Genomic DNA, 19,248 nt, shown 5'->3' with positions numbered 1-19,248 from the left:
GTTGTAACAAAATACATTTTCCTACGTCTAACTGAACAGTAGTAAAAACATTATGAAAAAAACAATTATAGCTTTATCCTTTTTAGGGACATTATTTACTTATGCCCAAGAAAAAAACAACAATCAACCCAAGGAAAAGCAAATAGAAGCTGTAACTATTACCAAAACTAAAAAAGCCGTTGAGCAAAAAGCCGACCGTACCATTTTCGATTTTTCGGAACAGCCACAGCTTAATAACGGAAACGCTTTAGAAGGAATAAAAAAACTTCCGGGACTTGTATCAACAGACATCGCAGGAATGATGTATCAAGGTAAAATGCTAGATGTTTACCTAAACGGAAGACCATTAAATATTACTTCAAACGAATTAAACTCTTTCCTAGAAGGAATGCCTGCAAATTCCATTGACAGAATAGAAGTAATTACTCAGCCTGGAGCAGAATTTCCTGCCACTTCAGGAGGAGCCATCATGAATATTATTACCAATAAAAATGCTAATAAATATCTTACGGCAACTTATTCAGGAAACTATTCTTTTACAAATTATGATAAATTCCGAAGCCGAACAACCAATTCATTAAACTTAAATGCAAGAAATAAGCTCTTCGGATGGCAATTAAATGTTGGACAAAACTATCGTGAAAGTATGCTCACAGGTCAACAAGATGAATTGCTAAATACTAATACAAACAGATTCGGACGTGGATATTTTGCAAAATCAGGTTTAACTTTTGATTTAGGACAAGACAGACTACTATTAAACTACGATATTTACCATAATAACAACGATAACTATACTTTGAGTAATGGTCATGGTGATTTACCTTATCAGGATAACCCTAAAGATTTAAGGGAAGCTTATTATACTTCTTCGGATGTTGCTCATACTAATAATTTAAGACAAGAAGCAGTTGTTACTTATCAAAAACGTTTTGCAGAGAAAACTCAAAAATTAGACTTCCAATTTGGATTTACTCGCTCAGACAGTAAGTTTTCCCAAGATAACTTCTTTCAAGATGGTGATTTTGCAGCACCTTTAAACGAACCTATTGAAAGTAAAACTAGTGGATTAAAGGATATACTGAATAACAAATCTGTCATGAATATTGCTAATTTCAAAATAGATTATTCTCAGCCTATAAAACTTCTTGACGGAGGAAAAGTAAGTTTCGGAGGTTTATATGAAAAGCAAAATTATGATACCGAAAGTTTTGGGTTAACCAATCTGGAATATCAAAGACAAACAGCTTCAACGTATTTAGAATTTCAGGCAAAACTCAAAAAGTTTGATTTCATATTAGGTTCACGTGCAGAGAATTATGATATTTCAGGAATTACAAGAGGCTTTGACAAAGACGGAAAACTTGTTCAGGATGACTTAATTCCTTTCAATAAATTTAAATTATTCCCGAACGCAAGTGTGCAGTACAACATCATGAATCAGGTATATATTGCTGCGAATTACAACAAAAAAATAAGTTTGCCTAGTATTTCTGCTCTAAACCCGAATAACGTGACTTTCTCTGGACCAAGTACAGAAGTAACAGGAAACCCAAATTTACAACCCACAATTTTTGATAATTATGAATTAAAAGTTTCAGCTTTTGATTATGCTTTTATCGGATATAGCGTAAGTTCTGCAACAAACCAAGTCGCTCAAATCATCAGAAAAGACGGAAGAAAACTGTATAACGAGCAGGTAAATATTTCAAATATGAAGATTCATAATTTCAATGTTGGTCTACCTGTTCCGTTTATGGTTTTCAGTAAGCCTTTGAGCGAAATTATGAAGTTTAATTTTAATCCTGATAAAATTAATTTCATGTATCTATACGCTGGTTATCAGAAACATGAAATTGACAATCTGAATAACAAAGGCTTTTGGATTTTCAACATTATGACCCAGTTGATTTTACCGAAAGATATAAAATTGACTGCCAATTACAGTTATCTGACTCCAAAAGCAGGGTATTTCTATTTTACGGCTGAAAAACCTTTCAACAATTCATTTGATATTACTTTAACCAAGAAATTTATGAATAATCGCCTGACTGTTTCTGTTTTTGCTAATGACATTTTCAACGGACAGGTAATGCAGGTTCGTTCTAATCCGCCTTCCGGAGAAGCTGTAATGATTAAAAGTAAATATGATACTAGAAACTTTGGACTTTCAATTAATTATAAGATTCCGACTAAAAATAAATTAGCTAAGGAAGATGCCAACATCCTGAATCAGACTAAAAAAGAAGATAACGGAGGTGTAATGCAACAAGGACAATAAAAATCAAGAATAACAAGAGTCAACAAATAATTGTTGACTCTTTTCTTTTATCCAAATAATAGAGTCCTAAAAATCTACAATCTGAAATTGCCATTTATTAATATCTATTAATGTCAATTGATTCACCCTGAAAGGTAAGTCAGCTATTATTTTTAAAGTTAAATTCGCCATCATACTTCCTACAATTCCACATAAAGCCCCCAAAACACCCAAACTGTCGCAATCCGGGAAATCTTCATCAAGAGGAGGCTCTGGGAAAATATCCTTTAAATTTTTACTTTCTTTATAATTAAACACAGCAACTTGTCCTGAAAACCCCAAAATACTTCCGTACACCAAGGTCTTTTTCAATATCACGCAAAAATCATTAACTAAATACCTAGTTTTAAAGTTATCCGAGCAATCAACAACAATATCAAACTGAGAAACAATTTCTTCAATATTATATTCATCAATTCTTTCTTCTAATCCAATAAATTTTACTTGGTTATTAAGTCTTTCCACAAACTTTTCGGCACTTTTCACCTTTGAAATACCTACAGAATCTTCAGTATGAATAACCTGCCTATTCAAATTATGCAATTCAACTTTATCATAATCTACAACTCCCAAAGTTCCAACTCCAGCTGCCACCAAATACTGAATAACCGGACTTCCCAGTCCTCCGGCTCCAATTACCAATACTTTTGAATTCATTATTTTCCGTTGACCTTCCAGCCCTATTTCTTCAATGAAAATTTGTCGACTGTACCTTTCAAAAAGACCTCCGTTTTTCATTCAATATAAATTAAAATCCACTGTAAATAGAATCCCAATCTTTCATAACAGCATCATATCCTGCATTTTTAATAACTTGTCTGAATTCTTCCATACTTCTTTCATCACTGGTTTCAAACTGCTCAAGAGATTCTTTATCAACAGAATAACCTCCAGGATTCGTTTTGGAAGCTGCACTCATTGTAGTGGCTCCCAATGAAATAATATTATTTCTAAACTTTTCATTCTCTCTGGTTGAAATTGAAATTTCTAAATCTTCATTCCAAATTCGATATGCACAAATTAGCTGAAGCAAATCTTTATCTGACATAATAAAATTTGGTTCAATAATTCCTTCTGCAGGTCGAAGCCTTGGAAACGAAACAGAAAATTTAGACTTCCAATATATTTTTTGAAGATAGTCGATGTGAAGTGCATTGAAAAAACTGTCAACCCGCCAATCTTCCAATCCCAACAAAACACCCAATCCTATTTTATGAATTCCAGCGTTGCCAATTCTGTCGGGAGTTTCTAATCGAAAATTAAAATTTGATTTTTTTCCTTTTGGATGATATTCTTTATAAACCTCCTGATGATACGTTTCTTGATACACCAACACAGAATATGCTCCAGCTTGATGCAGCAACCAATATTCTTCCTCGGACAAAGGCTGAACCTCAACAGAAATATTGGCAAAATGAAGTTTTAATAATTTGATTGCATTCAGAAAATAATCAATCCCAACTGTTTTATTGGCTTCACCACTCACCAACAATACATGATTTATACCCATAGATTTCAAAACCGTGGCTTCGACCATCAATTCGGTATCAGAAAGAGTTTTTCTTTTAATCTGATTATCTAAACTGAAACCACAATACGTACAAATGTTCTGACATTCGTTACTCAGATATAATGGTGCATATAACTGAATCGTTTTCCCAAAACGTTTTTGCGTTATTTTCTGAGCCATTTTTGCCATGACTTCCAATTTTTGGACAGCAATCGGGGAAAGAAAATTCAAAAAATCTTCAATAGACTTATTTTTCTTCTGTAGACTCGTTTCAACATCCGATAAGGTCACTTTTTCTAGTTTTGTCTTAATTTCATCCCATTGATACCTCTCAAAGACACCTTTAAAAGTTTTCATATTTATTCAAATAAAAATGCCGTCAACGGACTTGAGGCTTCTGCATGGTTTACAATTTCTCCCAATCCCGATTCGTAAGCTCTTCTTCCAGCAATCACTCCTTCTTTAAAAGCCATTGCCATATTTACAGGATTTTGTGCAACTGCAATCGCAGTATTTACCAAAACCGCATCAGCTCCCATTTCCATAGCTTTTGCCGCATCTGAAGGCGAACCAATTCCGGCATCTACCACAACAGGCACATTACTCTGACTAATGATTATTTCCAAAAAATCCAACGTTTTCAACCCTTTATTTGTACCTATTGGCGCACCCAAAGGCATTACAACAGCAGTTCCTACATCTTCCAAACGTTTGCACAAAACAGGATCGGCATGAATATAAGGCATTACAACAAACCCTAATTTTGCCAATTCCTCAGTTGCATACAATGTTTCAATGGGATCGGGTAACAAATATTTCGGATCGGGATGAATTTCCAGTTTCACCCAATTTGTTTCCAATGCTTCTCTTGCCAATTGCGCCGCCAAAACGGCTTCTTTCGCTGTTCTCGCACCTGAAGTATTGGGTAAAAGATGAACATTTGTAACCTGAATTGAACTTAATAAATCTTCCCTTACAGACTCAGAATCTATTCTTTTTAGAGCCATTGTTACCATTTCTGAACCTGAAGCATTGATAGACTTTGTCATTTCAGAAAGGCTTCCGAATTTTCCCGTACCTAAAAACAGTCTTGATTCAAAAGCTCTGTTTGCTATTTTTAATTTTTGATTTTTCATTTCAATATTTTTTTAAACTCATTGACAATAGATGGTTTATTTGTGATTTGCCCCGAAACAGCAACTCCGTAAACTCCAATTTCTTGTAATTGTTCTACATCTTCCCAAATAACCCCTCCAATGGCATATATTTTCGGAATTTCTATTGACTTATTCTTTAATTTCTCAATGATTTTCTGATATCCTTCGAAGCCTAAAATTGGATTTAAATGATCTTTTGTTGAAGTAAATCTTAATGGTCCTAAACCAATATAATCACATTGTTCATCAATTCTTTGAAGTACATCTAAAATTGTATTTGCAGTTCCTCCAATAATTTTATTCTCCCCTAAAATATATCGGGCAATCTGTATAGATAAGTCTTCCAATCCTAAATGAACACCATCTGCATCAACTTCTTTTGCCATCTGGACACTATCATTAACAATGCAGGTTGCCTGATATTCTAAACAAAGTTTTTTTGAAGATTCACAAAGATTAATCAATTCTTCATCAGAAGCCTCTTTCCAACGAACCTGTACCCATTTTACTCCATTATCCAGGGCTTTTCGGATATTAAGTTCTTGTTCTTCTCTTGTAAAACCCTGAGAAATATATTGTAGTTTTTCCATGATTTAATTTGAATGAAACCCAAGCAAAGTCGGATTTGTTTTTAAAAATTTTTCGATATATAATTTCCCTTTTCTACAGGCTATTTCTAAACTTTCTCTTTTTGATAAATAGCTTACAATTGCAGAAGAAAGTACACAACCAGAACCATGTTTTGGATAAAAAACAGAATTTGTATTGTATGGTTCAATTGAAATTTTATTTCCATTTTCAATTAAAATATCTGTTCCTAATTTATCGTGTCGATGTCCTCCTTTTATTAAAACCGAACATGAATTTTCAAAGAGATAAAATTTTCGCAAAACCCTGTATTCATTATAGTTTGGAGTAATTAAGTCAATTTTATTTAAAACATTTTTTAAGTCTGAAATTGTACTTAAATCAAAAAAAGAAAATTCGGAAGTACTTTTCAAAACCGGATCCCAAACGATTTTTACGGCATTATTATTTGTTTTAATTTTTTTTACAATCTGGCTTAAAAACGCAGCATCTTTTACCACTCCGATTTTAACAACCTCAACGTAATATTTCCCCATCAAAACATCAATTGCCAATAAAACTTCATCTAAATCTTGCCATTTCAAGCTCATACATTGAGAGTCTGTCTGAATCGTAATTGATGTACAAACAGCCAGTCCCTGAACTCTCAATTGTTCAAATGTTTTGATATCTGCTAATACTCCAGCTCCTCCACTTGGGTCAAATCCGGCAATAGACATTACAAAAGGACGCTCTGTCTGCATTTTTCAAATATTTTTATAGGTTCGTCACTTTCCCAAATCGCACCTAACAGAGCCACTCCATCTACATTACAATCAATAACTTTTTGAATATTATTTTCATTAATTCCGCCTAAAGCAATTAATTTAACCTCAATATTGTCTCTTTTGTTAATATCATTTAAAATAGTTGAGTTTTCTCCGTACCCTTTTTTAGAAATACTTGGAAAAATAGGACTGATAAAAGAATACTCCCAATTTTCATTTAATTCATTGAATGTTTCGATATCATGAACCGAAGTAGAAATAATATTTCCCACAAAATTTTCGAAATCGTTATTCTGCCTATCAGTTTCCCTAAAGTGAAATCTCGAAATATCAAATTTTTTAGTCACCTCATAATTATTGTGCAAAACCAATTGTTGATGATACGTTTTATCTATTTTTTGGATAAAATCCGCCATTTCATTTTGTGTAAAAAAAGGTTTTCTAATGTGAAGCAGATCCAATCCTTCCCGAAATAATTCGTTGATAGCTTCAACTTCATTTTGAATATATTTTTCGGGTGTAATAATGATTATCATATATAAATCTCCTTTCCTTTTTCAATAAATTCCTGAGATTTTTCAAACATTCCTTTTTCTGCAGATTCACGAATTTCTTGTGTAATTTTCATTGAACAAAATTTCGGTCCGCACATAGAACAGAAGTGGGCAATTTTAGCTCCGTCCGCAGGAAGTGTTTCATCATGATAAGACCTTGCCGTTTCAGGATCAAGGGAAAGATTGAACTGATCTTCCCAACGGAATTCAAATCTTGCCTTACTTAAAGCGTTATCTCTATATTGTGCTCCGGGATGTCCTTTTGCCAAATCCGCAGCATGAGCAGCCAATTTATAGGTAATAACTCCGACTTTCACATCTTCTTTATTCGGAAGACCTAAATGTTCTTTCGGTGTTACATAGCACAGCATAGCACATCCAAACCAGCCAATCATTGCCGCTCCAATTCCAGAAGTAATATGGTCATAACCCGGTGCAATATCTGTAGTTAACGGACCCAGCGTATAAAATGGCGCTTCATGACATTCTTTTAATTGCTTATCCATATTTTCTTTTATCATGTGCATCGGAACATGTCCTGGCCCTTCAATCATAACCTGAACATTATGTTTCCATGCAATTTTTGTCAGTTCTCCTAAAGTTTCCAATTCTGCAAATTGTGCTTCATCATTGGCATCAGCAATAGAACCGGGACGAAGACCGTCTCCCAAAGAAAAAGCTACATCATATTTTTTCATGATTTCGCAGATTTCTTCAAAATGTGTATACAAAAAGTTTTCTTTATGATGATACAAACACCACTTTGCCATGATAGAACCACCTCTGGAAACAATTCCTGTCACACGTTTTGCCGTTAAATGAATATACCTCAACAAAACTCCTGCATGAATGGTAAAATATGAGACACCTTGCTCAGCCTGTTCAATTAAGGTATCTTTAAAAATCTCCCAAGTTAAATTTTCTGCAACTCCTTTTACTTTTTCCAAAGCCTGATAAATCGGAACCGTACCAATCGGAACCGGGCTATTTCTTATAATCCACTCTCTGGTTTCGTGAATGTTTTTTCCAGTTGATAAATCCATAATAGTATCTGCTCCCCAACGGCAAGCCCACACTGCTTTTTCTACCTCTTCTTCAATACTTGATGAAACAGCACTATTTCCGATGTTAGCATTAATTTTAACCAAAAAATTTCGTCCGATTATCATCGGTTCACTTTCAGGATGATTGATATTATTCGGAATAATTGCCCTTCCTGCTGCAATTTCATCTCTTACAAATTCCGGTGTAATTTTATTTTTAGGTGTATTTGCTCCAAAACTATTTCCTTGATGCTGAAAAGCCATATCCTTAGAAACCAATTCAAGCTGTTCTATTTTTTGGTTTTCTCTAATGGCAACATATTCCATTTCAGGAGTAATGATTCCTTGTTTTGCGTAATACAATTGGGTTACTTCCTTATCCTTTTTAGCAACTTTTGGCTGATGGTTATAAGAAAAACGCAATTCATCTAATTTTGAATCAGCAAGTCTGGCTTTTCCGTATTCAGAGGTAATTCCGTCAAGAATTTCAACATCATTTCTATCTAAAATCCATTGTTCTCTGATTCTGGGAAGCCCTTTTTCAATATTAATTTGAGCATTAACATCTGTATAAGGTCCAGAAGTATCATATATGGTTACAGGCGGATTTTGTTCTAATGTTCCATTAGAAAGTTTTGTTGGACTTAACTGTATTTCTCTCATGGCTACATTGATAGAATGGATTTTCCCTGCAACATAGATTTTTTTTGAGTTCGGAAAAGGTGAACATGTTATTTTATGAGTCATAATAATTAAGTTTTAAATTACTATTAACCACCTTGAGTTGCGGTGATTATCAAGACAGAATCTTTGTTGTTAAGAATTGTTTCCGACCAGAATGATTGTGGAATAATGCAATTATTAAGCGCAACAGCAATACCTTTCTTTTTTTCAGGTAATTCCATAAAAATGAGTGCCTCCAAAGTTTTTGGAAGTACATTAAAAGTTCTTAATGTGTGATTGATTGTGAGTTCCATTCCTAAATTTTTAAATACACTTTAGGAATGCCCATGATTGTACAAAAGAAAGTACAGCAAAGTCATCTCACTTTTCCCTACGCTAGTATGATCTAGAAATCAGGTTCAAAGGGTAAAATCTCAGCCTGTTTTCCAACAGACACCCCTAAAGTTTGAGACGAAGTTATACATTTTTCTTAAATAGACAAAATAAAATATAAGATTCGCAAAAATGAAAAGTCCGAAGACTTGATGTCTTCGAACTCTTTAATTAACTTATTCTATTAAATATTATTTTTTGATTGCCTTTACATTACTAATACTTCCATCCTTCATTATCAAATTAAGAATATATAACCCAGACTTTAAATCTCCTAAATAAATCTCTTTAGATGATAAACCATCAATAGTTTTAACAGCTCTTCCTGAAGCATCAAGAACCTGGATTGATTTTACTTTTTCAATATTTGTAATTGTTACCACATCTTTGAATGGATTAGGATATACTTTCAAACTCTCTCTTTCTTTAATTTCAGAAGTTCCTAAACAAGCTCCCGCATCTACAGTAGCAGTAACTTGCTGACGTGGAGACTCCCCACAACCACTCTCAAAGCTTAAATTATAAAAATAAAAATAATATGCAGGATAACTTGTAAAGGTTGTCCCAGTAATTACCAATTCAGGTGTAGAGTATGGAAAAGTAGCTCCTACTGAATTTCTGAAAAGATTTGCATTCCCCTTTCTTCTCATCGCATAATTACCCGCTGGCAAATATACATTTAACGTTATCGTCTGCGGTGTTGAACTCCCCAAACCCGCTGTTACAAAAGGAATTATACCAACTGGCATTCCGGATGCCGTATCAAGAATTTCAATTGTTCCAGATCGGTTTGCTGTTCCTGAAAACACATCAACTGTTTTTAATGTTAGAGGTGTGTTTACTGTAAATAGCAAATCCCAAGCTGTATTTGCACTAGCATTAGTTCCTAAACTCTCCGGTGTGGTTGGTCCAACATTTTTGGTTGTACCAAGATTTGAAGCCGCTACCCAATAGTTTGTGGTAGTACTTAGAGATGGAGTAGTATAGGCATTTCCCGTTGCAAGAAGATTCCCTCCTACTGCTGCGTCATACCAATTTATATTGGCATTTGTCTCCGCTGTAGCAGACAAAGTTGCCGCACTATTAGGACAAACCGTAGTTCCAACCGTAGTTAATATTGCCGGAGGCTGACAAAGTGTTGAAACATACAAATGAGCTGCAGTCCAACCACTCACATTTCCTGTTCCACAATTAGATCGTACCCAAGCATAATACATAGTTGCTGGGGCTAACAAATCAATCGTTAATGATGTTCCGGTAATATTAGTATGGGTAGGAGCTGTTACACTCGTTGGTGCAATATTAGAAGTACTATAATATACATCATAGCTACTTGGCATCGATGTTGGAGCATTCCAGTTGATTGTTATGGAATTAGGAGTGGACGAAGCAGTCGTCAAAGTTGGAGCAAAACAGGTAGGTGGAGACCACGTATAAGTAAACCCTGTCGGAGGCATTCCTGCTGCAGAAGTAGATGAAGTACTCACATACTGTGTACTTGAATTAGCCGTTCCCGGAGTAGAGCTGGTAAATGCTACCGTACTTGCATTTAATCGAGTATAATAATCTAATTCAGACGCTCCACGAAGACCTACCTGAACACTACCGGAAACATTAGTAGAACCTATAACAAATGCTCCGTTATTATACACCATATCAATAACATTACTTGTTTCCTTCAATCTGATCTGGAAAGAAAACGCATAAGCAGATGTGGTAGAGGTACTGTAAGCCGGTCTAAAATTCGTCCATTGAATAACCATTTCCCTATTAGGCGCAGTCCCTACAACATCAGTTCTGATATCTCCGGTAACTCCTCCTAAGTTAGCAAATGTATTTATACCTTTACCAAAAATAGAAATAGCACCTGAATAAGCTTCATCTGATGATATGGGTGCAGTATTAGAAATTCCTGGCGCAGTTGCTCCAAAAGTAATATACCCGTTAGAAGAGACTTTGATACTTGAATAAACAGCACCGTTATAATTAAAATTAAATGGTAATGACACATCATACGGATTTACTTGATACAAACTTTCAAATCCCGAAGTACCTGTTGCTGTTTCTAAAATAGTTCCTCCCGTTATAGGTGTAAAAGTACCCACAGATTGGGCAAAACCATAATTATTAACTTGTGCTTCTATAGAGTTGGAATTCCCAATGAAAATCCCAATCCCTAATAACACATTTTTAAATAAACTTTTTCTCTTTTTTCTTAACGAAAAAAGTTTGTAAAATTGGATCATAGAATTGGATTAAAAATTAACCCTCCTAAGATATAACTTTTTTCAATAAAACAATATTTTTTTATTCTAAGTGAAGAAAATTTACCTTAACCCACAAAAGACTATCAAATACTAAACAAAACCGAAATATAATTTTTAAATCTCTTTTAGAAGAATTATTCATAAAAAGAAATAACTCCACTTTTTGAAAGCTCATTATAAAGAACCATACAGATAACCGAAAGTGTATTTTTAATAATTAAGAGATGATTTAGCGAAGTCTTCATTTTCTAAACAATATGAATAGAAAAAATCCCACATTAATATGTAGGATTTATTCTTCACAAGCTCTCCAAACACTATCGTTTTTAGGAACCGATGCTATAATTTCAACTTTTTCTTTGGTAACAGGGTGAATAAACTCCAATTTTCGGGCATGAAGATTAATTCCTCCATCAGGATTTGACCGTGACGAACCATATTTCAAATCTCCCTTGATAGGAACTCCCGTTTTTGACAACTGAGCTCTAATTTGATGATGCCTTCCTGTTTCTAAATCAATTTCCAGAAGAAGATAATTATCTAAACTCTTGATGATCTTGTATGTCAAAATCGCCTCTTTAGCTCCATCTGTTGCTTTCGGAAAAACAATTGCTTTGTTATTTTTTTCATTTTTCTTTAGATAATGCACCAGCCTTTGGGTTTGAGGTATCAATTCTTTTGAAACAACCGCCCAATATGTTTTTTTAATTTCGCGGTTTTTAACCATTTGAGTCAAACGGGAAAGAGCTTTGGAGGTCTTAGCATAAATTACCAACCCTGAAGTTGGCCTATCAATGCGATGAACTAGCCCAAGAAAAACATTTCCGGGTTTATCATCTCTTTTTTTTATGAATTTTTTAATTGATTCTAATAAAGATTCATCACCGGTTTTATCTCCCTGTACAAGCTGACCTACTTTTTTATTAATAACCAGAAGATGATTATCCTCATAAACAATCTGTTCTTCCATATTTACTGACGATAGTTCGGTCTTTTTGAAAACGACAAAATAATACCTGCCAATAAGCCAACTGTTTTCAATGACGCAAATTTTGATTCTGCAGGTAGAAAAGCTCCAACCACACAAACCACAGCCGCTGCATACATTGCATATGTAAAGTTTTTATTCGTTAAAGTCGGTGCTTGTAAAAAAAAGCTAACTCCAATAAGAATATAAAAAATCTTTTTTGAAAGAAGCTCACTTATTTCAGGTGAAAAAAAATTAAACCATCCCGCTGCAAGACAAAGTAAAGCTGCAATTGATAAAATTCCTTGTATTGATTGTGAATTATTCATCTTCTTTTAATAACTTTCATTTTCATTCGGGAAATTCACACTTTTTACATCCTTCACATATTCAGCAACCGCTCCCGTGATTTCAGTATAAAGGTCTAAATATCTTCTTAAAAATTTAGGACTGAAACCCTTATTCATCCCAACCATATCATGATACACCAAAACCTGTCCGTCACAATGAGGTCCTGCTCCAATTCCAATTGTTGGGATTGAAATTGACTCAGATACTTTTTTAGCCAAATCTGAAGGAATTTTTTCTAATACAACAGAAAAGCAGCCTAATTCTTCCAAAAGCTGTGCATCAGCAATTAATTTTTCAGCCTCAGCTTCTTCTTTTGCTCTCACTTTGTAAGTTCCAAATTTGTAGATTGACTGAGGAGTCAGACCCAAATGTCCCATTACAGGAATTCCTGCATTGATAATTTTTTTAATTGATTTTGAAATTTCTTTTCCTCCTTCAATTTTCACAGCATGGGCACCTCCTTCTTTCATCATTCTTACAGCAGATTCCAGTGCTTTTTCAGGATTACTCTGATAAGTTCCGAAAGGTAAATCAGCTACAACCAAAGCCCTATCAATTCCTCGAACAACACTTTGGGAGTGATAAATCATTTGATCTAATGTAATCGGCAAAGTAGTTTCAAAACCAGCCATGACATTTGCCGCAGAATCACCTATCAATACAGCATCAACACCTCCCGCATCTACCATTTTCGCTGTTGTAAAGTCGTACGCCGTAAGCATTGTTATTTTTTCCTTGTCGAATTTCATTTTACGCAAGGTTTCAGTCGTAACTTTTTTAATTTCAGAGTGAACAGACATAATTATCTATTTTTATAAAGTTAAAAAGTCGGCTAGTTGCCGACTTATATTTTTATGATTTTTACAAAACTACGTGACCTAGTTTCATTAATTTATCGTGATTCAGAATTTTTATATTTCTTCCGTCTACCTCAATGAGATTATCTCCTTTAAACTCGGAAATCAAGCGAATTGCACTTTCTGTTGCAGTTCCTATGATGTTGGCAATTTCTTCTCTTGTTAAAGAAATTTTAATGAATCCTTCTGGATCTACACCTAATTTCTGCTCCAAAAGCAGTAAGATTTCGGCAAGCCTTTCTCTAACAGTTTTTTGAGCCAAGAAAGTAATTGTATTTGAAGACTCTCCTAACTCATAAGAAATTTTCTGAAGCATTACAAAAGCCAACTGAGAATCAACTTCTAAAAGATACATGAAAATATCTGCCGGCAAAAAAGTAGCCTCAATATCTGTCATTGCCTCTGCCTTTGCCTGAAAATTTTCACCACAAAGTAGTGAACGATACCCAATGATATCCCCTTCTTTAATAAATCTTAAAATCTGATCTTTACCAAAAGCACCCGACTTTGACAGTTTAGCAGCTCCTTTTTCTAAAACAAAAACCCCTTTTGGAGTTTCACCATCTTCGAAAATAGTATCATGCTTCTGAAAACTCAGCTTCTTTTTTGCATTAGCATATTTTTCATAATCTGTGCTAGAAAGTCTTTCTTTAAATGATTTATCATTAAAAACTCTGGCAAACCTCTCTTCAATTGCAATCTGTTGTTCCTGCGACATGTTTATATGACATTTATCACAAAAATAGAACTTTTTAACACGATAAACAAAAAAAATTGTTATAATTTTGTAGTTCAATAATTTATGAGGGTGAGCGAGAACTGTTTTCATTGTGGTCAAGGTATCGAAAAAGAGAGAATTTTGTTTGATGAAAAAACTTTCTGTTGCAACGGTTGCAAATCCGTCTACGAGATACTCAATATCAACAACTTAAGTAACTTTTACGAACTAAATAAAAGAGCCGGAATTCGTCCAAATGATGAAAACTCTACACAATTCGATTATTTAGACACTCCGGAAATTTTTGAAAAAGTCACTGATTTCTCAGAAGGAAACACGAGTTTAATCACGTTCAAAATCCCCGTAATACATTGTTCTTCTTGCATTTGGCTTCTAGAAAGTCTACATACAATTAATAAAGAAATCAAATATTCCCAGGTTAATTTCACAAGAAAGACCTTACAAGTTTCTTTCAACCATAACAATTTAAAATTAAGCGAATTAGCTAATTTTTTAACAAATTTAGGCTATAAACCTGTTATTAGCCTTGAAACCGCTGATAAAAACATAGATCACCTTGATAAATCACTCCTTATAAAATTCGCAATAGCTGCTTTTGCTTTCGGAAACGGAATGTTTCTTACATTTCCTGAATATGTAGGCGGTGAAGATTATTGGATGGAGCATTACAAAGGTCTTTTTAGATTATTAATGTGCATTTTAGCAATTCCGGTTGTATTTTATTCTGCATCAGATTATTACAAATCAGCTTGGTATGGATTGAAAAATAAAATCGTAAACATTGACGTCCCGATCGTTTTAGGGATTCTTGTTTTGTTCGGACGAAGTGTTTATGAAATTCTAACCGATTATGGTCCCGGATATTTTGATACATTGTGCGGACTTTTATTCTTCATGCTTTTAGGGAAAATCTTCCAAAAAAGAACCTATAGTGCTCTTTCTTACGACCGCGACTATAAATCGTTCTACCCGATTGCTGTAACAAAGGTTGATTTCGAAGGAAAACAAAACAATATTCTATTATCCGAAATAAAAGTTGGCGACAGAATTCTTGTAAGAAATCAGGAAATCATCCCTGTTGACGCAATACTTATTAATGGTGAAGGAAATATTGATAATAGTTTCATCACTGGTGAAAGCGTAAGTATCAGTAAAAAACCTGGTGATAAAATTTTCGCCGGAGGAAAACAAATTGGCTCATCTCTTGAACTTGAAGTCATCAAAAACGTAGACCAAAGCTACCTTACACAGCTTTGGAATAAAGAAGCCTTCAAAAAACACGAAACAGGACTTGACACACTTACAAACCACATTAGTAAATACTTCACATTCATAATTTTAGGCATAGCACTAATCTCTGGAATATATTGGTCTTTCATTGACTTAGAGAAAATGTTTCAGGTAATTTCTGCTATTCTAATTATTGCATGTCCTTGTGCATTGGCCCTTTCCGCACCATTCACTTTCGGACACATTATGAGGATTTTAGGGCGAAACAAATTCTATGTAAAAGACACATTAACTATTGAAAAAATAGCTAAACTTGACACTATCGTTTTTGATAAAACAGGAACTATTACGCATAGAAAAAAATCCAACATAAAATATGAAGGAGCGGAAATAAACGAATTTGATTTACTGAATATCAAAACTTTATTAAAAAATTCCAATCACCCACTTTCCAAATCTCTTTATGAGTTTATAGAAGTAAATGATGACTATTTCCCAGTTGAAAATTTTCTGGAAATCTCAGGAAAAGGATATGAAGCAAACGTAAGAGGAAATCTTTACAAAATAGGCTCTGCAAAGTACAATAATCAGGAATCAAAAAATCTTGAAACAGCAGTATACATTAGCAAAAACAATGAATTCTTAGGTAAGTTTATTTTCAAGAATGAATATCGTGAAAACCTTAAAACTTTGTTCAAAAAACTAACCAATTACAAAGTATTTATCCTAAGCGGAGATAATTCTTCGGAAGAAAATCAATTGAAAGAGTTAATTCCAAATTATACAGGAATGGCCTTCAATCAAAACCCAGAAGACAAACTGAATTACATAAAAAACCTTCAGGATCAAAATTTAAAAGTAGCCATGCTAGGTGACGGACTAAATGATGCCGGAGCTCTGAAACAAAGTAATGTAGGAATTGCAATTGCTGATGATTCCAATAGCTTCACCCCATCTTCCGATGTTATCATGAACGGAGAAAAAGTGGGAACTTTAGACAGGTACTTAAATGTTTGTAAAGGTTCAATCACGATTGTAAAAATTACATTCATCATAAGTTTCTTGTACAATATCATTGGCTTAAGTTACGCAGTTACAGGACACATGCATCCTCTTTTCGCAGCATTAATCATGCCAGCAAGCTCAATCACGGTAGTTTCATTCACTACACTTTCAACGTGGATATTGGAAAGAAAATACTTTAAAAAAGGTACTTAAACACCCTTATTTAGACTGGTTTTAAATTAAGTGAAACCCATAATTCGTGATGAATGTCATTATTTTTCACTAAATTTGAACCCCGAAAATAGGTTAATTTTGTTGTCCAATGGATATTCTATATTTAATGATCCTTTGCAGCGTTTCTTTAGCTGCTGTTTTCTTGGTCGTTTTTATAGTCAATGCCAAGAAAGGACAGTTTGAAGATGATGAATCTCCAGCTGTAAGAATTCTTTTTGACTCCGATGAAGTGAAGGAAGAGAAAGGAACGGGCGACGAAAAAGACGACGAAAAAGAAAAAGGAGAAAAATAATAAAATTGAAGAAAAAAGTGAATAGTTGATATGGAAACACAAAAGTTTAGTTATGACAACAGTATTGTTCGGGCATTCCTTTACGCGACCATAGTTTTTGGAATCGTAGGGTTCTTGTTTGGGCTTACCGCAGCATTAATGCTTTTCTACCCTGAATTACCTGAATTTTTATTCGGAACTGATGACACAACAATTAAAAGTATGGCATCAGGTAATATTCAAGGCTTAATAAACACACATGGTGCATTTGGTTTTGGTAGAATTAGAATGTTGCACACAAGTAGTGTAATCTTTGCTTTCGTATGTAATATCGTTTATACCGGTGTTTATTACTCATTACAAAGATTATTGAAAACAAGAATGTACAGCGATACATTATCTTGGGTTCACTTCTGGACATGGCAAATCATGATCGTGGCTGTAGTTATTACATTCTTTATGGGTATTAATACTTCTAAAGAATATGCAGAACACGAATGGCCAATTGATATTTTGATTACTATTTCTTGGGTGATTTTCGGTATCAACATGTTCTTAACTATTGCCAAAAGAAGAGTAAGACACTTATATGTAGCTATCTGGTTCTACATCGGAACTTGGATTGCGGTTGCAATGCTACACATCTTCAACAACTTAGAAGTTCCATTATCTTTCACGGGATGGAAATCATATTCAGCTTATGCTGGAGTAAAAGACGCCATAGTACAATGGTGGTACGGTCACAATGCAGTAGCATTCGTATTAACAACTCCGGTTTTAGGTTTGATGTATTACTTCTTGCCAAAAGCGGCAGATAGACCTGTATTCTCATACAAACTGTCAATCATCCACTTCTGGTCATTAATTTTCGTATATATTTGGGCTGGTCCTCACCACCTTCAATATACTGCTCTTCCGGCTTGGGCTCAGGCTGTAGGAACAGGTTTCTCAATCATGCTTATTGCCCCATCTTGGGGAGGTATGCTAAACGGACTTCTTACATTAAGAGGAGCTTGGGATAAAGTAAGAGAAAATCCTATTCTTAAATTCTTCGTAGTAGCTGTTACTTGTTATGGTATGGCAACTTTTGAAGGTCCGCTTTTAGCTACAAAAAGCATTAACAAGATTGGTCACTTTACAGACTGGGTAATCGGTCACGTACACTTAGGTGCACTTGGATGGAATGGTTTCATGGCATTTGGTGTGATCTATTATTTAGTACCAATTATGTGGAGAACAAAACTTTGGTCTGTAAAATTAGCTAACTGGCATTTCTGGTTAGGAACTTTAGGAATTATTTTCTATGCAGTACCAATGTATATCTCAGGATTTACTCAAGGGTTAATGTGGAAGCAATTCAACCCAGACGGAACATTATTGTGGAAAAACTGGTTGGATACTGTTACAGCTATCATTCCTTACTTCAAAATGAGATTCGTAGGAGGTTTATTCTATCTTTCTGGTGCAATCTTAATGGTTATTAACGTTGTTGCAACTGCAAGAAGAGGTTCATTCCAAAAAGAGGTTCCTGCAGAAGCACCAGCATTAGCTAATATCAGCAATAAGCGTAAAGAAGGAGAAGGTGCTCACCTTTGGTTAGAAAGAATGCCTTTGCTAATGGGGATTTTATCTTTACTTACTATTTCTGTTGGTAGTATGGTAGAAATTATACCAACTCTATCTCTTAAGAAAAGTGTACCAACAATATCAGCGGTAAAACCATATTCTCCTTTAGAATTAGAAGGAAGAGATATCTATATTCGTGAAGGATGTAATGCTTGTCACTCACAAATGGTTAGACCTTTCCGTGACGAAATCGTAAGATTCAACGGTAAAAATGGTCAATATTCTAAAGCAGGTGAGTTTGTTTATGACAGACCATTCTTATGGGGTTCTAAAAGAACAGGACCGGATTTGCATAGAGAAGGGGGTAAAAACCCAAGTTCTTGGCATTACAAGCACATGTATAATCCAAGATCAACATCTGCAGGTTCTATCATGCCTCGTTATCCTTGGTTAATTTCTTCTGACTTAAATAGAGATCAGATGGTTGACAAAATGAAGTTGATGAAAAATGCATTTGATGTACCCTATACAAAAGCAGAAATTGATTCTGCTAATAAATGGGCAGATAACCAAGCTGCAAAAATCGTAAAAGATATTTTCTCTGAAGCAAATGACTTAAAACAAGAATATGCTAAGAGACCTCAAGGGGAATTAGAGAAAAAAGAAATTATTGCTCTTATTTCTTACCTTCAAAGATTGGGTACAGATATCAAAACAACTGAAATTCAAACAGCAAGTAATAACTAATAAACATTAAAAGGCTCAT

The 19,248-nt window shown here is 34.4% G+C and carries 17 protein-coding genes and 1 riboswitch; of the genes, 4 read left to right on the top strand and 13 right to left on the bottom strand.

Annotated elements, in window-relative coordinates; genetic code table 11:
- Positions 1 to 52 precede the first annotated feature (52 nt).
- Positions 53 to 2,281 (top strand): outer membrane beta-barrel family protein, encoded by a 2,229-nt coding sequence (locus OH806_RS06630; protein ID WP_264742883.1) that lies wholly within the window; start codon positions 53 to 55, stop codon positions 2,279 to 2,281.
- Between the two features lie 66 nt (positions 2,282 to 2,347).
- On the opposite strand, the gene OH806_RS06625 is transcribed toward OH806_RS06630, so the two are convergent.
- The 13 genes from OH806_RS06625 to OH806_RS06565 form a co-directional block, all read right to left on the bottom strand.
- Entirely contained in the window at positions 2,348 to 3,058 is a 711-nt protein-coding gene (locus OH806_RS06625; RefSeq protein WP_264742882.1) for a HesA/MoeB/ThiF family protein, read from the bottom strand.
- A 10-nt stretch (positions 3,059 to 3,068) separates the two neighbouring features.
- Positions 3,069 to 4,187 (bottom strand): 2-iminoacetate synthase ThiH, encoded by a 1,119-nt coding sequence (gene thiH / locus OH806_RS06620; RefSeq protein WP_264742881.1) that lies wholly within the window; start codon positions 4,185 to 4,187, stop codon positions 3,069 to 3,071.
- Between the two features lie 2 nt (positions 4,188 to 4,189).
- On the bottom strand, positions 4,190 to 4,966 hold the full coding sequence (locus OH806_RS06615; RefSeq protein WP_264742880.1) for a thiazole synthase: 777 nt from the start codon (positions 4,964 to 4,966) through the stop codon (positions 4,190 to 4,192).
- Entirely contained in the window at positions 4,963 to 5,577 is a 615-nt protein-coding gene (locus OH806_RS06610; RefSeq protein ID WP_264742879.1) for a thiamine phosphate synthase, read from the bottom strand. Before OH806_RS06610 ends, OH806_RS06615 begins: the two co-directional genes overlap by 4 nt.
- A gap of 3 nt (positions 5,578 to 5,580) precedes the next feature.
- A complete protein-coding gene (locus tag OH806_RS06605) occupies positions 5,581 to 6,318 on the bottom strand; it encodes a hydroxymethylpyrimidine/phosphomethylpyrimidine kinase (RefSeq protein ID WP_264742878.1) in 738 nt (245 codons plus the stop codon).
- On the bottom strand, positions 6,294 to 6,878 hold the full coding sequence (locus tag OH806_RS06600; protein WP_264742877.1) for a thiamine phosphate synthase: 585 nt from the start codon (positions 6,876 to 6,878) through the stop codon (positions 6,294 to 6,296). The genes OH806_RS06605 and OH806_RS06600 overlap by 25 nt, the downstream gene beginning before the upstream one ends.
- Positions 6,875 to 8,686, bottom strand: a complete 1,812-nt coding sequence (gene thiC, locus OH806_RS06595) for a phosphomethylpyrimidine synthase ThiC (protein ID WP_264742876.1) — start codon at positions 8,684 to 8,686, stop codon at positions 6,875 to 6,877. The genes OH806_RS06600 and thiC overlap by 4 nt, the downstream gene beginning before the upstream one ends.
- A gap of 23 nt (positions 8,687 to 8,709) precedes the next feature.
- Positions 8,710 to 8,916, bottom strand: coding sequence for a sulfur carrier protein ThiS (gene thiS, locus OH806_RS06590; protein ID WP_264742875.1), 207 nt, complete (start codon positions 8,914 to 8,916; stop codon positions 8,710 to 8,712).
- 57 nt (positions 8,917 to 8,973) lie between these two features.
- Positions 8,974 to 9,073: riboswitch (TPP riboswitch) on the bottom strand.
- 113 nt (positions 9,074 to 9,186) lie between these two features.
- Positions 9,187 to 11,241, bottom strand: a complete 2,055-nt coding sequence (locus tag OH806_RS06585) for an Ig-like domain-containing protein (protein WP_264742874.1) — start codon at positions 11,239 to 11,241, stop codon at positions 9,187 to 9,189.
- Positions 11,242 to 11,554: 313 nt separating this feature from the next.
- Complete coding sequence (locus OH806_RS06580; protein ID WP_264742873.1) at positions 11,555 to 12,232, bottom strand: RluA family pseudouridine synthase; 678 nt, start codon at positions 12,230 to 12,232, stop codon at positions 11,555 to 11,557.
- A 2-nt stretch (positions 12,233 to 12,234) separates the two neighbouring features.
- Positions 12,235 to 12,558, bottom strand: coding sequence for a hypothetical protein (locus OH806_RS06575; RefSeq protein ID WP_264742872.1), 324 nt, complete (start codon positions 12,556 to 12,558; stop codon positions 12,235 to 12,237).
- Positions 12,559 to 12,564: 6 nt separating this feature from the next.
- Positions 12,565 to 13,380: a 3-methyl-2-oxobutanoate hydroxymethyltransferase gene (panB, locus tag OH806_RS06570; protein WP_264742871.1), complete on the bottom strand. Its 816-nt coding sequence runs from the start codon at positions 13,378 to 13,380 to the stop codon at positions 12,565 to 12,567.
- A 61-nt stretch (positions 13,381 to 13,441) separates the two neighbouring features.
- Positions 13,442 to 14,155: a Crp/Fnr family transcriptional regulator gene (locus OH806_RS06565; protein WP_264742870.1), complete on the bottom strand. Its 714-nt coding sequence runs from the start codon at positions 14,153 to 14,155 to the stop codon at positions 13,442 to 13,444.
- Positions 14,156 to 14,245: 90 nt separating this feature from the next.
- Between OH806_RS06565 and OH806_RS06560 the strand changes: the two genes are divergently transcribed.
- The 3 genes from OH806_RS06560 (at position 14,246) to ccoN (ending at position 19,229) form a co-directional block, all read left to right on the top strand.
- Complete coding sequence (locus OH806_RS06560; RefSeq protein ID WP_264742869.1) at positions 14,246 to 16,624, top strand: heavy metal translocating P-type ATPase; 2,379 nt, start codon at positions 14,246 to 14,248, stop codon at positions 16,622 to 16,624.
- A gap of 109 nt (positions 16,625 to 16,733) precedes the next feature.
- Positions 16,734 to 16,937, top strand: coding sequence for a cbb3-type cytochrome oxidase assembly protein CcoS (gene ccoS / locus OH806_RS06555; RefSeq protein WP_264742868.1), 204 nt, complete (start codon positions 16,734 to 16,736; stop codon positions 16,935 to 16,937).
- Between the two features lie 30 nt (positions 16,938 to 16,967).
- Positions 16,968 to 19,229 (top strand): cytochrome-c oxidase, cbb3-type subunit I, encoded by a 2,262-nt coding sequence (ccoN, locus tag OH806_RS06550; protein WP_264742867.1) that lies wholly within the window; start codon positions 16,968 to 16,970, stop codon positions 19,227 to 19,229.
- The last annotated feature ends 19 nt before the right edge of the window (positions 19,230 to 19,248 follow it).

It is taken from the genome of Chryseobacterium oryctis (assembly GCF_025971925.1).
In the GTDB taxonomy this organism is placed as follows: domain Bacteria; phylum Bacteroidota; class Bacteroidia; order Flavobacteriales; family Weeksellaceae; genus Chryseobacterium; species Chryseobacterium oryctis.
Note: the sequence above shows the minus strand (reverse complement) of the source record. Positions and strands in the feature narration are given on the sequence as shown.

Bases quoted from the DNA above. Each gene is read 5' to 3' on its own strand.
- OH806_RS06610 (WP_264742879.1), bottom strand. From the start codon at position 5,577: ATGGAAAAACTACAATATATTTCTCAGGGTTTTACAAGAGAAGAACAA.
- thiC (WP_264742876.1), bottom strand. From the start codon at position 8,686: ATGACTCATAAAATAACATGTTCACCTTTTCCGAACTCAAAAAAAATC.
- ccoN (WP_264742867.1), top strand. From the start codon at position 16,968: ATGGAAACACAAAAGTTTAGTTATGACAACAGTATTGTTCGGGCATTC.
- OH806_RS06580 (WP_264742873.1), bottom strand. From the start codon at position 12,232: ATGGAAGAACAGATTGTTTATGAGGATAATCATCTTCTGGTTATTAAT.
- ccoS (WP_264742868.1), top strand. From the start codon at position 16,734: ATGGATATTCTATATTTAATGATCCTTTGCAGCGTTTCTTTAGCTGCT.
- OH806_RS06565 (WP_264742870.1), bottom strand. From the start codon at position 14,155: ATGTCGCAGGAACAACAGATTGCAATTGAAGAGAGGTTTGCCAGAGTT.
- OH806_RS06605 (WP_264742878.1), bottom strand. From the start codon at position 6,318: ATGCAGACAGAGCGTCCTTTTGTAATGTCTATTGCCGGATTTGACCCA.
- OH806_RS06585 (WP_264742874.1), bottom strand. From the start codon at position 11,241: ATGATCCAATTTTACAAACTTTTTTCGTTAAGAAAAAAGAGAAAAAGT.
- thiH (WP_264742881.1), bottom strand. From the start codon at position 4,187: ATGAAAACTTTTAAAGGTGTCTTTGAGAGGTATCAATGGGATGAAATT.
- OH806_RS06600 (WP_264742877.1), bottom strand. From the start codon at position 6,878: ATGATAATCATTATTACACCCGAAAAATATATTCAAAATGAAGTTGAA.
- OH806_RS06625 (WP_264742882.1), bottom strand. From the start codon at position 3,058: ATGAAAAACGGAGGTCTTTTTGAAAGGTACAGTCGACAAATTTTCATT.
- OH806_RS06575 (WP_264742872.1), bottom strand. From the start codon at position 12,558: ATGAATAATTCACAATCAATACAAGGAATTTTATCAATTGCAGCTTTA.
- panB (WP_264742871.1), bottom strand. From the start codon at position 13,380: ATGTCTGTTCACTCTGAAATTAAAAAAGTTACGACTGAAACCTTGCGT.
- OH806_RS06630 (WP_264742883.1), top strand. From the start codon at position 53: ATGAAAAAAACAATTATAGCTTTATCCTTTTTAGGGACATTATTTACT.
- thiS (WP_264742875.1), bottom strand. From the start codon at position 8,916: ATGGAACTCACAATCAATCACACATTAAGAACTTTTAATGTACTTCCA.
- OH806_RS06615 (WP_264742880.1), bottom strand. From the start codon at position 4,966: ATGAAAAATCAAAAATTAAAAATAGCAAACAGAGCTTTTGAATCAAGA.